The following is a 15,388-nucleotide window of genomic DNA, read 5'->3' as shown; positions in this document are numbered from 1 at the left end:
GGCAGCGTTGGGCCGGCTTTCCTCGCTTCACAACCTCAGTTCAGAGCCAGACACGAAGGGTCTTCAAGCAACTCCAGGTCTTCGGCATTGAAACGCTGAATGTTGATGTTGATGTACTCACTGCGCAGATGCTCGAACACTTCCCGGTCGGTCAGGGGTTTGACCTTGAGGGCTTCCGGTTCGGACAGCAGGTAGTCGGCAATTTCGAGATACCGATCCTGCGCCAGGGCAATTCCGCCGATGCGCTTCATCTCGAAGATGGAAACCCCAGCCAGCCGTGACCGCCGGATTTCGTCAATCTGCGGGACGTGCCCGACAATCCGCGCGCCGGTCCGGTCGCAGTACCGTTCGACGTGGTCGGTGTCGGGGCAGCGGTTCACAATCAGACCGGCAATGTAGATGGGATAGTTTTTGGCCTTGGCCATCACCGCGGCACAGATGCGGTTGGCCGCAAAGAGCGAGTCGAAATCGTTGGCCGTCACCACACAGGCGAAATCCGAGTGGTTGAGTGGCGTGGCGAAACCGCCGCAGACGACATCGCCCAGCACGTCGAAAATCACCACGTCGTATTCATCCATCAGCTTGTGGTCGCGCAAAAACTTCACCGCTTCGCCGGTCACATACCCGCCGCAACCGGCGCCGGCAGCCGGGCCGCCGGATTCCATGGCATCCACGCCCATCTTGCCCCTGAAAATCACCTCGGATGGCTCGATTTCCTCGTGGTGGTAGTCGTGCTCTTCGAGGATTTCGACGAGGGTCGGGATCATCCGTTTGGTGATGGTAAAGGTCGAATCATGTTTGGGATCACAACCCACCTGAAGGACACGCGCGCCACGCTTGGCCATGGCGATGGCGATGTTGGAAGAGGTCGTGGATTTGCCAATACCACCTTTGCCGTAGATTGAAACGATCATGAATCAGCACCTCACCTGGGGTTGGAATGGATGAAAACTGGTCAGGGGACGAAGGGCCGGTTCCAACCCTCCATCACAGATGTCATTTCAGGCCGAACGCGCCAGGCGCACCTGCTGTTGAGCACCAACCCGCACTTCCAGCCCGAAGGTTTCACACAGCCGGCTTTGCTCGCCCTGCGCCGCCGCTTCACGGATGTTTTCGATAAGTGGATGGGCGAATTTGCGCAGAATCGAGGTGATGATGACCTCGCGTACGTACCGCTCGATTTCAGGCGGCATGCCTCCGAGCCGTTCAATGCGCTTGCGATGGCGCTCATATTCCGTCTGGGCCATCTCCACAAGGTGCGCATTGAGCGCGGCAATGAAAGGCGCAGCGGCCATGCTGCGCCATTCGGCCACAAAGGCCGCGACTTCCTCCTCGACAATGCGACTGGCCCGTTCGGCTTCCTGTTTCCGCTCGCGCAGGTTGCTTTCGACCACCGCCTGCAGGTCATCCACGTCATACACAAAGACCTGTTCCAGGTCATTGATGGACGGGTCCACGTTGCGTGGCACGGAAATGTCAATGATGAACATCGGGCGGTGCCGCCGCCGCTCCATGGCCGCCGCCACATCGGCCACGCGCACGACGAAGTGCGGGGCCGCCGTGGCAAAGATAAGGATGTCGGCTTCCGGCAACCGCTCCCGGAAGCGGTCAAAAATCACCGCCGAGCCATTGAACTTGGTGGCCAACTGAACGGCTTTGTCGAAGGACCGGCTGGCCACGACGATGTGGCTGGCTCCGGCGCTCATCAGATGGGTAGCGGCCAGCTCGGCCATCTCCCCGGCGCCGACCAGCATGACGGTCTGCCCTTCAAGACTGGTGAAAATACGCCGCGCCAGCTCGACGGCGGCGTAACTGACCGAAATGGCGTTGGCGCCAATTTTCGTCTCCGTGCGGACCCGCTTGGCAACGCTGAACGCCTTGTGCATCAGCTTGTTGAGCAGCGTCCCGGTCTTGTTCAGCGCCTGCGCCGTGGCGTAGGCGTCCTTGACCTGTCCCAGAATCTGCGGCTCGCCGATGATCATGGAGTCCAGGCTCGACGCTACCCGGAAGACGTGCCGTACCACATCCTGGTCGGTGTAGTAGTACAGGTGCTCGTCGTAGCTGTCGCACTTCTGATGAATGGCCTTGAGGAAGTTCTTGACGCAGGCGATACCCTGGGTTCCTTCGTGAGGCGTTACACCCAGCAGTTCAACCCGGTTGCAGGTGGAGAGAATCATCCCTTCGCAGATGTTTTGCCCATCCACGAACAGGTTGAGGGCTTCAGGCAGGTAGTGCTTGCTGAAGGCAAAACGTTCGCGGACCGCAACGGGCGCCGTATGGTGATTAAGGCCAACGAGTACAAACTTCATGGCAACTCACTTGGGGGGTTCATTCCCGGATAAAGGCTTGGGGATTACAAAGTCACGTTTTCCAGTGCGTCTTCCATCTGGGCGTAGGCTTCACGCAACTGTTCAAGCGTCGCCTCGTCCGTTTTCCACAGCCCCCGCCCATGGGCTTCAAGCAACCGGCGGGTCAACTTCGACAAACTGCTGGGGTTGAGGCGCTGCAACCGCGCACGCATGGCTTCGTCGAGCACGTAGGTCTGCGCCACGCCGTCATACACCCAGTCATCCACAGCCTGGCAGGTCGCACTCCAGCCAAAGGTGTTGGAGACCTGCCGTTCGATCTGGCTCACACCGGCGTAGCCGTTCTCCAGCATGGCTTCGTACCACTTGGGATTGAGCAGCTTGGTACGGGATTCGAGCCGGACCGTTTCTTCGAGACTGCGCACCTTGGCTTCGGCTCCCGTCGCATCGGCCAGCATCACAGCCGGCGCGGTGCCATCGCCCCGCAGGTGCTTGACGGCGCTGGTGACGCCGCCCAGGTACTCGTAGTAGTGGTCAATATCGGTGATGTTCATTTCGGTGGAATCCACGTTCTGAAACGCCAGCGTGACGCTGCCCAAAACCCGTTCATAGTCGGCCCGGGCCGCGACGAACTGCCCGTTCGGGTCATAGGCAAAGCCCTTGCGTGAGAGGAACGTCTGGGCAATTTCGCTGTCGTTTTCCCACGTGGACGAATCCACCAGATGGTTGACGTTGGCGCCGTAGCTGCCGGCAGCATTCGAGAAAATCCGCCGGACGGCATCTTCCCAGGTCACCCCCTGCCGCAGCATTTCCTGCACGTGGGCGCGGATGAAGTTTTGTGTCTCCGGCTCATCCGCCTCGGCTGCCAGGCGCACAGCGCGGTCAAGCAGACGTATCTGCTGTGGCAATACATCCCGGAAGATGCCGGACAGCGTCAGCACGACATCAATCCGGGGCCGGCTCAACTCGGTCAGCGGGATGAGTTCAACGTTGGCAATGCGGCCCATTTCATCGGCCACGGCCCGCGCTCCCAGCAGCCACAGGGCCTGGGCCACGCCCACGCCGCCACTTTTCAGGTTGTCGGTACCCCACAGCACGAGCGCCACGCTGCGCGGCAGTGTGCCGCCGTGTTCGCGCGCATACCGCTCAAGAAGCTGCTCCACAGACTTCTGGGCTTCGCGCGTTGCGGCATAGGTCGGCATGCGGTACGGGTCAATGGCATGCAGGTTGCGCCCGGTCGGAAGAATGCCGGGGTCACGCACGACATCCCCGCCCGCCACCGGCGCAATGTAGCGCCCGTCCAAAGCCCGCAGGATGGCATCGAGTTCAGCGTTGGTGCGGAGCTTTTCGTGCAGGTCAAACAGAAATGCAAAGTGCGCGTCAAACAGACTCCGTTTGGCGCGGCAGAGTTTGGCCAGGTGGCTGGCCCCGGCGCTGGCCGAACGCTTCTGGTGCATTTCCAGGATGGCCTCGCCGATGAAATGCCGCGCCTGTCGCTCCAGTTCAACGTTTCGTGAAAAGGCCGCCAGCGCGTCATCCCCTCCGGCAGTTCCGGCGGCCGACTTCGCGTTCAGTTCGGCCCAGTGAGCCAGGACGGTTTTGGTCAGGCTCGGCAGGCGCTGCCCGGCAACCGGAAAATCCGCCACGACGCGCAGCATGCCGACGAGTTCCTGGCTGTCGAGACCGTCATCCATCGTGTGCAGCCCCGTTGGAATGAGGCTGTACTCCAGTTCCAGCAGGTCGTTGTAGAGCTTCTGGAAGCGTTCGGTTGTCAGTTCGTCGGGAGTGAAGTCGTGGTCGAGCAGGTTGAGTTCCTTGGCCTTTTCGACGATGGCCGGAACGTAGGCCTCGCGCCGGGTCGGTTCATTGCGGAAACCGTCCATGGTTTCCTTGAGCGTCACGAATTCCTTGTACAGACCCGCTGCCTCAATGGGCGGGCTGAGGTAACTCACCAGCGTCGCGTAACCCCGGCGCTTCGCAATGAGACCTTCCGACGGGTTGTTGGCGCAGTAGGCATAAATGTTAGGCAGGTCGCCAATGAGCCGGTCGCTCCAGCAGAACCGGCTCAACCCAACCTGCTTGCCGGGCATAAACTCCGTCGCCCCGTGCGTTCCGAAGTGGAGCAGGACATCCGCCCCCCACATCCGGTTGAGATACGCATAAAAGGCGGTAAAACCGTGGTTGGGCGTGACATCCTCCGAAAACAGCAGGCGCATCGGGTCATCTTCAAAGCCAAAACTCGGCTGGACAAACACCCCGACGTTGCCAAACACCCGTCCCATGATGGCGAAGTCCCCGCCATAGACGTTCTTTTCACCTGGCGAGGGTCCCCACGACCGCTCGATTTCGCGGTAGATCGGCACGAGCCGCTCGTATTCCAGCCGTGGAAACAGGTCACAGACGTTGGCCGGCTGGCCGTACTGGACGGCATTGCCGTGAACGATGCTGTCGCGCAATTCGTCCACCGTGGCCGGCACGTCGGTGAGGTGGTAGCCAGCCTGCTGCATTTTGCCGAGCAGGCGGTGCAGGCTTGTCCACACATCAAGGTAGGCCGCCGTGCCAACGTTGCCCTGGCTCGGCGGAAAGTTGAACAGCACGATGGCAACGCGCCGTTTGGCCGGCGGCAGGCGGCGCAACCGGACCCGCGCCATAACCCGCCCAACCAGACGCTCGACCCGATCCGGGATGGGTTCCAGCAGGCGCGAGTTCCCGGACTTGCCGGCAAAGACAATCTGATCGGTCGTCCCGTCCAGCTCTGGAATGGAGACCATCAGCGTTGCCTGAAGGCGGTTCAGTCCCTGAGTGTCGGAGAGCCACTCCTCGATGGTCTGAAACTCCAGCGAGGGCGCGCAGATGTAGGGCACGTCAAGCTGCTTCAGCAGCCGCTCGGCCGCCAGGGCGTCGTTGTAGGCCGGCCCGCCGACGAGAGAAAACCCGGTCAGTGACAGCACGGCATCCACCACCGGGCGGCCGCGTTCGAGGAAGTATTTTTCCACCGCCGGCCGGCCGTCCAACCCAAAGGCATAGGCCGGAATGACATTCGCGCCACGCTGTTCAAGGGCTTCGATGACGGCCGCATAGTGCGCCCGGTTGCCCGACAGCAGATAGGACCGCAACATCAGCACGCCAATCGTGGGGGCATTGGGCCGCGCCGGGACGTGCGCCCGCAGTTCCCTGATGGATTCGACAATGCGCCCTTCACGGGGGTGAAACAGCCCCACATCGGGGTATTCAACCGGCGGCTTCGGGTTGAAACGGCCACGGTAGGCTTCCGTGTAGCGCGTCAGCAAAAACAGCAGAAACTGCTCCAGATTGTCAGCCGAGGCATTGAGCCAGTACTGGATGCTCATCATGTAGGCGTGAATGTCCTGCGCCGTGCCGGGGATGTACTTCATAATCTTCCCGGCATTCTTGAGCATGGTGAGCATGGTGCGCCCCGGCGGCTGGGCTGCCTTGGGTTCGGCGGCCGGGTCGTCGTCCTTTTTGAAGGAATCCTTGACGGCCCGAATCATGCGCAGTGGTGAATACCACGGCGTTTCGCCTTCGTCCTTTTTGGCCAGTATGAAGCGCCCCAGGCGTGTTTCCCGAATCAGCGACGGCGCGCACATCACGCAGATGACAGCCTGGTAGCGGGCGGCATGGCGGTGGAGCAACTCCCGGATAAGGGCAATTTTTTCGTCGTCAAACTGGTGGACGACAAACACCAGGTCGGCTTCCGCCGCGTCGGCGCGGAGCTTTTCAATGGCCTCAGCCCGGTCAAGTTCGGCTGCAATGTGAAAGGCCACCTGGAGATTGACGCCGTGCTGCTCACGGACCCGCGCCGCAGCAACAGCAAGGGCCAGATCGGCCTGTCCATCGAGTGCGATGAAAAGAAACTTCATACCCGAAAACGCTCTTCTGAAACCCAAAGCAAGCGCACCGCCGGCTTTCCCGGCAGGACACGCCTCGGATGGGACTCACGCGATTCGGGGACGCACACCTTCCAGCAGGCAGGTGAGGGGGGAAGGCTGTGAGGGACTGGGTGAGCCTGAAACCAAGCTATAGAACGGTTTATGGCATCGCAAAAAAATTCTTTGAAGTTTTTCCGTATCAGGCCCGGAACGCGCAGCGCAGGCCCGGAACGCACGGCGTCAGGCGCCGGGCGGCAGCTCCAGCGCCCAGCGTTCAACCCCCTGTGCGGACTGGGCCATCACACACAGAGCCAGAAAGCCAACGGTCCAGCGGGCATTGATTTCCAGAAGGCAGCGCCACCCCTGCGTGTGTTCAAGAATGTCCATCCCCCACGGGCCGCGGTAGCCCTCCGCAGCCAGGCGCACACCGACCTGCCTTCCCAGGGACAACACCGCCGCCGGCAGCGATGCAGACTGCAATTCATAGCCAATGAGCACACCGGCCCCATTGGTGACAGGACGACTGACGCCCGGCAGCCGCAGGTCGCCATCAGGGCCAATGAAGCCGCACAGGCCGTATTCCCGCTGCACGTCATACCAGGGTTCAAACAGCAGTGGCACCCCTTCGGCAAAGCGCCGGCGACACCAGGCGGCGGCCGGCGGCGGCACCCGGGGCCCCCGCCCCAGCACCCGCTCGCGGGCCGCCACGCCGTAAGGGTGCTTGATGACCCATTTGGCTTCCGCCTGCGGACAGACCTGCGCCACATGCGCCATGAGTTCCGCCTCGGACGCCACCAGCCGCGCCCGTTCATCGGCTACAGCGAGTTCGACTTCCAGACTGTGGCTGTAGACTTTCGAGTTGACCCGCGCCACGCTGTTCAGTGGCGGCGGTGACAGCCGCGCGCCAGCGCGCACTCCAACGGCCAGCGCCGTGGGCGTCCAGCCCCAGGGCGTGAAGTGGTAGGCAGACGCCTCCCGCGTGCTTTCCTGCGGCAGCAGGGCGATGCCGCGCCGGGCGGCCACGTCCTCCAACGACGTCCGCCAGGCGTCGGGCGTCAGCAGGGCATCACCGGGCCGGAGCAGGTATTTCAGCAGGTTGTAGGCGATCACCCGGTTGCGTCCCGCAAAGCGTCCGGTCGGGACGTAGCGCCGCCCCTGCGACAGAGCCGCCAGTTCGGCCTCAAAATCGGTGTTGACGTACCACAGGCGCGGTTCACCCGGAACGTCCCCCATGGCGTCCTTGTCAGGGCTTGACGCCAACGCACCCGGTGAATGACTGTGCGTTAATCTCCCCCGGACTCCAGTTCCTTCAGGAAGCATTATGATCAAGTTCTATTCCAAGGCATGGCTCGATGAAATGGCGCGGCGGATGGAGACCGACCCGCGCTTTCTGGCAGATGGCAAAAAACTCAACGGCACGTTCGTCTTTCGGGTCTATGACGGCCCGGACGGCAAGGACCGGCGGACCCAGTGGACGTTCAAGCAGGGCAAGGCCATCGAATGGAAGTACGAAGACCACCCCAGCCCATGGCAGGCACTGCGGGAAGAACCCTTCAGCGCCAATTTCGTGTCGCGTACGACGATGACTTACGACAAGGCGGCCCGGCTCAACCGGGGTGAAATCACCGTGCAGCGGGCGCTGTCATCGCCGGACTACAAAATCGAGGGCAACATGAGCCTCGTCATGGCGATGATGAAGTCCTTTCAGGCGTGGAACCTCGTCGCCTCGGAAATTCCGGTCGAGTACGACTTCACCGCCGAAGACCAGCCCCAGTCAGACCCGCCACAAGCGCCGCCCCCACCTGACCAGGCCGGCAGTACGAACGCCGGTTGAGCACCGGTTGAACGGACGCGCCAGGCACACAACCAGCCAGCCAGCTTTCAGCCTCCTATCGGAAGGCTGGTGCCACTGACGGCCCGGGCGGCATCGGACAACAGAAACACCAGCACGGCGGCAATGTCTTCCGGTGCAACCCACGTGGCGCGGTCCGCCCCCGGCATCGCCGCCCGGTTGGCCGGCGTGTCAATCATGCCGGGCAGGACGACATTGGCCCGAATCCCGTAGGGCGCTCCTTCCGCAGCCAGGGTTTCGGTCAGGCGGATGACGGCAGCTTTGGCGGCAGCGTAACCGGCATGCCCGGCCGTGCCGCGCAGCGCCCCCAGCGAGGAGACATTGACGATGCTGCCCCGGCGGCGCGGTTGCATGGCGCGGAAGGCAGCGCGGCTGCCCAGAAAGGCCGTCCGCAGGTTGAGCGTCAGCATGGCTTCAAACTCTGCCAGTTCGAGGTCGGCGACGGGCGTTCCCCCGGCATAGCCGCCGACCAGATTGAGCCAGCCGTCGAGTCGGCCGTACTGCTGTATGGCGTGGTCGGCCAGTGCCGGGACGCTGGTTTCATCCGTCAGGTCGGCTGACACAAGCGCAAGCTGCCCGTCTGCGCCCTCAAACCGGGATCGCCATTCATCGGGGGCAACGTGTCCGCGATGACCCGCTACAACCACGGCTCCGGCGCGCAGACAGGCCTGCACGACGGCCGGCCCCAACCCGCCGGTACTGCCGGTGATGACAACAACCTGTTCCTGAAGTGACATAGGCAACGTCCCGCCTTCCTCAGCAGTCCGCAGGCACACGGGGCCGGGGCGGGGATACATCCTTTCCGAAAATTTGCGCTTGGCGAAGGGCGGCGCTTCCGTGTAGGATTACGGTTTCGCTTTGGCTTCGGCCCGGCGCGTCTCAGCCGGTGAGTTTGTGCAAGACCAAACAGGGCGTCCAGTGAAAATGGCATAGCATCCGGCGCCCGTCTGGCAGGAAGGTGAGCAGTGAAAAAAGGCATCCATCCCGAAAATTACCGTCCCGTCGTGTTCCGGGACGAATCCGCCGATGTCAACTACATCATCCGTTCGACAGTCAAAACCAACAAGACCATCACCATTGACGGGCAGGAATACCCGCTGGTGATGCTGGACATCTCCGCGGCTTCCCATCCCTTCTTCACCGGGAAGCAGAAGTTTGTGGACACCGCCGGGCGCGTTGACCGCTTCAACCGGCGCTATGGGAAGAAGACGACCGGGGCCGCGGACAAACCAGCGGCGAAGGCGTCAAAGTGACAGACACTGTGGCGGCTGCCCGCCAGAGCCGGTGGGTGAGTCAACATTGCTCATTTCACGAGAGTCGTTATGGCCAAGAAAAGTCGCATTGCCAAAGCTGAGAAAATCAAGCGCCTTGTCGCCAAGTATGCCGAAAAGCGGGCCGCGCTGAAGGCCATCATCCGCAACCCGAACGCAACTGACGAAGAGCGCGAAGCGGCGCTATACAAGCTCCAGGACCTGCCGCGCAACTCCTCCCCGGTACGCATTCGCAACCGCTGCGCTATCACGGGACGCCCACGCGGGTATCTGCGCAGGTTCGGCCTGTCGCGCATCAAGTTCCGCGAACTGGCCCTGCGGGGTGAGATTCCGGGTGTCAGAAAGGCCAGTTGGTAACGTCCGCCACATGGCGCAACCGACTTACCGGCCCTTACGTTCACCAGCACCGACTTCCCCACCCGGCCCGGCGTGTGTAAACCCGCCGGGCCGGGGTGTTTTTCTGTGGCTGTTGTTTCCGCCGTCACTCGCCGGACCGGCTTCGGTAGGGCGAGAGGGCGTGCTGCACGAACATCCAGCCGATGAGGAACGCGATGAAGGTGCTGGCCCAGCCCATGGTCGTCTCGCCAATCCAGAACGTGACAGCAATGTTGAAGGCAAAGATGCCGAAATAGACCCCCAGCGGAGCAACATGCTGGAACGGAAAGGCAAAGCTTCCCGTGCGCGCCACACCACGCAGCAGCGTTGCTTCCCACAGGCGAAAGGTCGTGGTGATGAGTACGCTGACCACAAACCACCCGACATAGTTTTCAATCGTCACGCCAAAGTGTGGGCCGCCGTGTGGGTAGCCGTAGATTTGCCCCAGAAACCACCGCTCACCCTGGAGCGTCACCGGATCAATCACCACATCGAGAAACATCATCAGCAGTCCGGCATAGACGGTCGTCAGCCATGACCGCCGCGCCGGAGCGTCATCGGGCGACACATGCCAGGAAGTCAACGGCGTACGCAGGATGACAGCCGCTTCAAAGCTGATGAAGGAAAGAAAGGCAAAGGACAGCGAATCAAAAAAAGGCACGCCCGCCACCCACAGTTCGCGGTCACTCGTGCGGTCAATGTAGTCGTACCGCCCGAAGGGAAACCCGTTGTGAACGGAACTCCATTCACAGGCCCAGGCGATGAGATACGCCGTAACAGTCCAGACCAGGGTACGCAGCCAGCCCAGCCGCGCCACAGCCAGAAACAGGTACGCCAGCAGGAACACAAAGACGTAGGGACGCAGCAGGACGGTCCCCGCCAGGCGATGCAGCAGATCGGTCATGGTTGAAAGTCGCGGATGAGCGGCAACGGCTCATCGGCGGTCAACAACTCCAGCGCCGCCAGGATAACCCGCCGTTGGAGCGCCGGGTTGTGGGGTTCGCCCAGGGGATACCCCAGCGGGAACGGTACCCACAGGGCGCGCGGCGGACGTACCTTCTCGGTGACGAACCGGTACAGTGAAATCGAGACCGTCACGATGCCTTCGTTTTCAAATGCAGCCTGAATCAGTCCGACCGACTGATTGCACATCGGTCAGACCGGGGTCAGCAGGGCGACTTCCACGCCGTCGGCCCGGGCCTGGGCGGCAGCTTCCGGCGCGGTACGGGCAATGAGTTCCCCCGGCTTGGCAATCGAACCGCAAAATGACCAGGCCCGCGCGTTGAGTTCGCCCACGACACCTTCCGCCACGAGTTCCTGAAAACGGGTGATGGGCAGTGCCAGGTTCGGGTCGCGCTCGATACCCGTGTGATCAAACGAAGGGCTGACATGCCCGACCTTGAGCGTGGTGAGGTCACAGTCGGTCGGAATGATGCGAAAGGACGGATCGCCGGCCAGCTTGAGATCAAACGTCGGTTGCGTGGGCAGGTGAAAGGCGGCCGTCGTCACCAAGCCGACCTTGCAGGCGGACAGCGGCTTGGTCAGCCGCGCCGGTTGCCAGACGGATACCGTGTAGCGGTAGGCGCGCATAAAGGAGCGGACAAGCAGGCTGGCATCGGAAAGTTCCGCCATGGCGGATCACCTCCGGCAGTTGGGGCGTTTCACGGGTGACACGGTGACACGCTCAGGCTGGATTTTCAATGAGCTGCGCGTGCAGCTTCTGGACGGCCGTCGGCGCGGCAGCTTCCGCCAGAAGAAACAGACGCGCGTGGGGCGATGGATGGGGCAACAGCGGCGTGGAACGAAACTCGGCCAGAATTTCGCTCAGCGCCGGATGTAGTTCCGTGGCCTCAGTTCCGAAGTTGCCGACGACACACAGCAGCGCGCGGTCGGTCGTCACCTGCACGTCGCCACAGGTCTGAAGGTCGCGCCGGGCCGCTTCCAGTGCCTCGCCGTCCTCCACTGTGGCCGTCAGCCCCAGGCGCGAGGCCGCCAGGTGCTCGACCAGGATGCCGTGGGCGTCCAGAATCTGGGCCATTTCGTCCAGGGCCACGGCCGTGCGCCAGCTCCCCCGTGGACGCACGTGAACGGCGGCCACACCGTTGCGGTGGGTGACGGCCAGAATGGCCCCGGCCGGGGCGCCGGATGAAGCCCTAATCGTCGAGTAGCCAGCTTCCGGGTCGTACGAGTTGCGAATGCTCACCGGAATGCTCAACCGCTCGACCGGCTCGATGGTGCGTGGATGCAACACTTTCGCCCCGTAGAGCGCCAGATCGGTGGCTTCCCCGTAAGCCAGTGTGTCCAGCCGCCGCACTTGGGCAACCAGACGTGGATCGGCCGAGTAAATGCCGGCGACATCCGTCCAAATCTGGACTTCGCAGGCCTGAAGTGCGGCGCCAATCAGGGTGGCCGAATAATCCGAGCCGCCGCGGCCAAGTGTCGTGGTCGCGCCCTCAAAGGTCGCGCCGATGAAGCCGCCCAGCACCGGGATGACTCCTTCCGCCAGCAGCGGCCCCAAAACCTGACGGGTGTAGGCCTGGGTTGCCTCCCAGCGCGGGCGCGCGCGTCCGTAAACATCATCTGTCACGATGCACGTCCGGGCATCCACCGTGCGACAGGGCGTACCGTCACCGGCCAGAACGGCCGTCAGCAGCGCGGCGGAAAGGTGTTCGCCATAGGCCACGACTTCATCGCGCAGCGGTGGAATGGTGCCCGGATAGCGGCGCATCACCTCCAATGCCTGCGCGATGCGTTCGCGCGCGGCATAGAGCACGTGGACGAACTCACCGTAGGCACTCCCTTCGGTCAGCCGTTCGGCCACCTCGCTGTAGCGGGCAAAATGGGGTTCCAGCCACTCCAGCGCCGCCGTCGTGTCCTGTTCCAGGGAACGCTTGACGGCATCCAGCAACGCATCGGTCATCCCGGCCATCGCCGACACCACGACGACGGGCTGCTGTCGGGGCGGCTGACCTTGCTGCCGACGAATGATGGCGGCCACCCGCTCAAAGGCCGCCGTGTCCTGAACCGAAGTGCCGCCAAACTTCATCACCACGGGGCACAGACCGGGGTTGGCGGCCGAAGGCACAGAAAGAGATGGTGTTGGGTTCATGTGGGTTGGGTTGTGAGTGCCGCACGCAGGCAGGGGGCAACGGCATCGGGTTCGGCCAGAAAGCCATCGTGGCCATGGTCGGTTATGATTTCATCATACTGAACCGCCACATTGACTGCCCGCAGCCGGTGGGCCAGCGCGCGCACGCCAGCGGCCGGAAAAAGCCAGTCCGAAGACAGCCCCACCAGATGTATCCGGGCGCGAATCCGCGCCAGTTCCGCATCGGTGAGGTCGAAGGTGTCCATGGCTTTGCTCAGTACAAGGTAGCTGTTGGCATCAAACCGCCGGACGAACTTTTCTCCCTGGTGGTCGAGATAGCCGGCTACGTCGTATCTTCCGGTCAGCATCTTTCGGGGGTCTTCACCTGACCGGTCGGGACGGCGGCCGAAACGGGCATCAAACAGCGCCGCTGACTTGTAACTGCACATGGCAATGGCGCGGGCCAGGGCGAGTCCGGCCACCGGCTGCGTCGTGTAGTCGCCATCCTGCCAGGCGGGGTCGGACAGGATGGCCTGCCGCTGAAGATGGTTCAGCGCCAACCCCATGGCCGGCAGTGGCGTCGCGCCAATGGCGCAGCAGACATCGAGCAGGGCGGGGAAATCCGTGGCCCAGCGCAGTGCCTGCATGCCCCCAATCGAACCGCCAATCACGGCCGTCAGGCGCAGGATGCCCAGTTGCCGCAGCGCAAGGTACTGGGCGCGCACCATATCCCCGATGGTCACCAGCGGAAACCGCGCTCCGTAGGGGCGTCCACGCCGTCGGTCAAGCGTCGTCGGCCCGGTCGAACCATAGCAGGAACCAAGCACATTGATGCCCACGACGGCATAGTGCGCCGGGTCCAGCAGGCGCCCCGGCCCGACCAGTCCGCCCCACCAGTCGGCCACCCGGGCTGAACCGGTCAGGGCATGGCAGACGAGAATGACGCCGCCGGGGGCCGCTTCCGGGTCGCCGTACCAGGCGCACCGCAGTGTCACCTCCGGCAGTTCACCCCCGTCCTCCAGGTGAAAGGGATGCTCGTCGAGGGTGACATCGCACTCGACCGTTGGTTCGATGGCATCCATGGCGTTTTTTTCAGAGCCCCGGCAACTTTTCCTTCCCGCCGGGAAGGAAAAGCGCCGCAGGAAAAAACCATCGCCGACGCCAGGCGCTGGGACGGAAACTCTCTCAGCCCGAACCGTCACAAGAGAGCGCCGGCGCCGACGAAGCTCGCAGGTTTCAGGCCGTGGCCGATTGCGCCGCCGCTGGCGATTCCGAAATGACGGCGCTGCGCAACCCGGCGTCAAGGTCGGCCAGGATGTCGCGGATGTCCTCAATCCCGACGGAGAGCCGGATCATCTCCGGCGTCACACCTGTCGCCCGCTGTTCTTCTTCGGAAAGCTGGGAATGCGTGGTTGAAGCCGGATGAATGACCAGGGACTTGGCATCGCCGATGTTGGCCAGCAGGCTGAACAGCCTGACCGAATTGATGAAGCGCTTGCCGGCCTCGTAACCGCCCTGAATCCCGAAGGTCACGAGCGCCCCGGCCCCCTTGGGCAGATACTTCTCTACCCGCGCCTTCTGTTCGCCTTCCGCCAGACCCGGATAGTTGACCCAAGCGACGTGGGGATGGTTTTTGAGGAAGTTGGCGACAGCGAGGGCGTTTTCCGAATGACGCGCCATGCGCAGGGAGAGCGTTTCCGTCCCTTGCGCCAGCAGGAAGGCGTTGAAGGGCGACAGCGCCGCGCCGGTATCCCGCAGGCCCTGCACCCGCGCCTTGATGATGAAGGCCAGATGGCCAAAGGCTTCCGTATAAACGATGCCATGGTAGGACGGATCGGGCGTCGTGAAATCGGGAAAACGCCCGGAAGCCTTCCAGTCGAAGTTGCCTCCGTCAATGATGACCCCGCCGATGCTCGTTCCGTGACCGCCGATGAATTTCGTGGCGCTCTCGATGACAATGTTTGCGCCGTGCTCGATGGGACGGCACAGCGCCGGTGAAGCCGCGGTGTTGTCAATGATGAGCGGCAGTCCATGGCGATGGGCAATCTCTGCAAGGCGTTCGATGTCGGTCACAAGCAGGTTCGGGTTGCCCAGGGTCTCCGAGTAGATGGCCTTGGTGCGTTCGTCTATGAGCTGCTCGATGCCGGCAAAGTCGTCGGCATCCACAAACTTCACGGTGATGCCCAGCTTGGGCAGGGTGTAGCGAAACAGGTTGTACGTCCCGCCGTAGAGTGAGTTGGTCGAAACGATGTTGTCACCGGCGCTGGCGATCGTGGTGATGGCCAGCGTTTCGGCTGCCTGCCCGGAAGCTGTCGCCAGCGCAGCCACTCCACCTTCGAGCGCGGCCAGGCGCTTCTCGAACACGTCGGTCGTGGGGTTCATCAACCGCGTGTAGATGTTGCCAAACTCCTTGAGTGCGAACAGCCGCGCAGCATGGTCGGCATCGTCGAACTGGTACGAGGTCGTCTGGTAAATGGGCAGGGCGCGGGCTTTCGTTGTTGCCTCGGGCGCGTAGCCGCCGTGAAGGGCCAGGGTATCGAAGTGGTATTCCGCCATTGGGACATCCTCCCTAAAGTGACCTGTGTGAAGTGACCCGGCGCAGCCCA

General features: G+C 62.7%; 14 protein-coding genes. 3 read left to right on the top strand and 11 right to left on the bottom strand.

All coding sequences use genetic code 11. The annotated features are described in order from the left end of the window. Nucleotides 1-35: 35 nt before the first annotated feature. The 4 genes from bchL to CABTHER_RS11500 all read right to left on the bottom strand — a co-directional run bounded on the left by bchL (nt 36) and on the right by CABTHER_RS11500 (nt 7,429). Nucleotides 36-914, bottom strand: a complete 879-nt coding sequence (gene bchL / locus CABTHER_RS11515) for a ferredoxin:protochlorophyllide reductase (ATP-dependent) iron-sulfur ATP-binding protein (RefSeq protein WP_014100822.1) — start codon at nt 912-914, stop codon at nt 36-38. Nucleotides 915-1,001: 87 nt separating this feature from the next. Next, nucleotides 1,002-2,309: a glutamyl-tRNA reductase gene (hemA, locus tag CABTHER_RS11510; RefSeq protein ID WP_014100821.1), complete on the bottom strand. Its 1,308-nt coding sequence runs from the start codon at nt 2,307-2,309 to the stop codon at nt 1,002-1,004. A 44-nt stretch (nt 2,310-2,353) separates the two neighbouring features. After that, the gene (locus CABTHER_RS11505; protein WP_014100820.1) at nt 2,354-6,187 is read right to left on the bottom strand and encodes a magnesium chelatase subunit H; all 3,834 of its coding nucleotides are present in this window, start codon (nt 6,185-6,187) and stop codon (nt 2,354-2,356) included. Between the two features lie 249 nt (nt 6,188-6,436). Continuing rightward, the gene (locus tag CABTHER_RS11500) at nt 6,437-7,429 is read right to left on the bottom strand and encodes a hypothetical protein (RefSeq protein WP_014100819.1); all 993 of its coding nucleotides are present in this window, start codon (nt 7,427-7,429) and stop codon (nt 6,437-6,439) included. Nucleotides 7,430-7,517: 88 nt separating this feature from the next. Here CABTHER_RS11500 and CABTHER_RS11495 point away from each other — a divergent pair, with 88 nt between their 5' ends. Continuing rightward, the gene (locus tag CABTHER_RS11495) at nt 7,518-8,030 is read left to right on the top strand and encodes a hypothetical protein (RefSeq protein ID WP_014100818.1); all 513 of its coding nucleotides are present in this window, start codon (nt 7,518-7,520) and stop codon (nt 8,028-8,030) included. A 47-nt stretch (nt 8,031-8,077) separates the two neighbouring features. Here CABTHER_RS11495 and CABTHER_RS11490 read toward each other — a convergent pair whose 3' ends face one another. Next, nucleotides 8,078-8,785, bottom strand: a complete 708-nt coding sequence (locus tag CABTHER_RS11490) for an SDR family NAD(P)-dependent oxidoreductase (protein WP_014100817.1) — start codon at nt 8,783-8,785, stop codon at nt 8,078-8,080. A gap of 228 nt (nt 8,786-9,013) precedes the next feature. Between CABTHER_RS11490 and CABTHER_RS11485 the strand changes: the two genes are divergently transcribed. Together CABTHER_RS11485 and rpsN are read left to right on the top strand one after the other, a co-directional pair. Next, nucleotides 9,014-9,301 (top strand): type B 50S ribosomal protein L31, encoded by a 288-nt coding sequence (locus CABTHER_RS11485; RefSeq protein ID WP_014100816.1) that lies wholly within the window; start codon nt 9,014-9,016, stop codon nt 9,299-9,301. A 69-nt stretch (nt 9,302-9,370) separates the two neighbouring features. Further along, nucleotides 9,371-9,676 (top strand): 30S ribosomal protein S14, encoded by a 306-nt coding sequence (rpsN, locus tag CABTHER_RS11480; protein ID WP_014100815.1) that lies wholly within the window; start codon nt 9,371-9,373, stop codon nt 9,674-9,676. A gap of 124 nt (nt 9,677-9,800) precedes the next feature. Here the strand turns inward: rpsN and CABTHER_RS11475 are convergent, their stop codons facing one another. From CABTHER_RS11475 to CABTHER_RS11450, 6 genes are all read right to left on the bottom strand, one after another. Next, on the bottom strand, nt 9,801-10,598 hold the full coding sequence (locus CABTHER_RS11475; RefSeq protein ID WP_014100814.1) for a carotenoid biosynthesis protein: 798 nt from the start codon (nt 10,596-10,598) through the stop codon (nt 9,801-9,803). Further along, nucleotides 10,595-10,846: a hypothetical protein gene (locus tag CABTHER_RS11470; RefSeq protein ID WP_014100813.1), complete on the bottom strand. Its 252-nt coding sequence runs from the start codon at nt 10,844-10,846 to the stop codon at nt 10,595-10,597. Before CABTHER_RS11470 ends, CABTHER_RS11475 begins: the two co-directional genes overlap by 4 nt. A gap of 3 nt (nt 10,847-10,849) precedes the next feature. Then, nucleotides 10,850-11,326 carry a glycine/sarcosine/betaine reductase selenoprotein B family protein gene (locus CABTHER_RS11465; protein ID WP_014100812.1) on the bottom strand — a complete coding sequence of 159 codons (477 nt, stop codon included), beginning with the start codon at nt 11,324-11,326 and terminating at the stop codon, nt 10,850-10,852. A gap of 52 nt (nt 11,327-11,378) precedes the next feature. After that, nucleotides 11,379-12,779 (bottom strand): aspartate kinase, encoded by a 1,401-nt coding sequence (locus tag CABTHER_RS11460; protein ID WP_212770412.1) that lies wholly within the window; start codon nt 12,777-12,779, stop codon nt 11,379-11,381. Between the two features lie 20 nt (nt 12,780-12,799). Then, nucleotides 12,800-13,864: a homoserine O-acetyltransferase MetX gene (gene metX, locus CABTHER_RS11455; RefSeq protein ID WP_014100810.1), complete on the bottom strand. Its 1,065-nt coding sequence runs from the start codon at nt 13,862-13,864 to the stop codon at nt 12,800-12,802. Nucleotides 13,865-14,018: 154 nt separating this feature from the next. Beyond that, nucleotides 14,019-15,338 carry an O-acetylhomoserine aminocarboxypropyltransferase/cysteine synthase family protein gene (locus CABTHER_RS11450; protein ID WP_014100809.1) on the bottom strand — a complete coding sequence of 440 codons (1,320 nt, stop codon included), beginning with the start codon at nt 15,336-15,338 and terminating at the stop codon, nt 14,019-14,021. Nucleotides 15,339-15,388 lie beyond the last annotated feature (50 nt).

The sequence above is a fragment of the Chloracidobacterium thermophilum B genome, from assembly GCF_000226295.1.
Taxonomy (GTDB): domain Bacteria; phylum Acidobacteriota; class Blastocatellia; order Chloracidobacteriales; family Chloracidobacteriaceae; genus Chloracidobacterium; species Chloracidobacterium thermophilum.
Note: the sequence above shows the minus strand (reverse complement) of the source record. Positions and strands in the feature narration are given on the sequence as shown.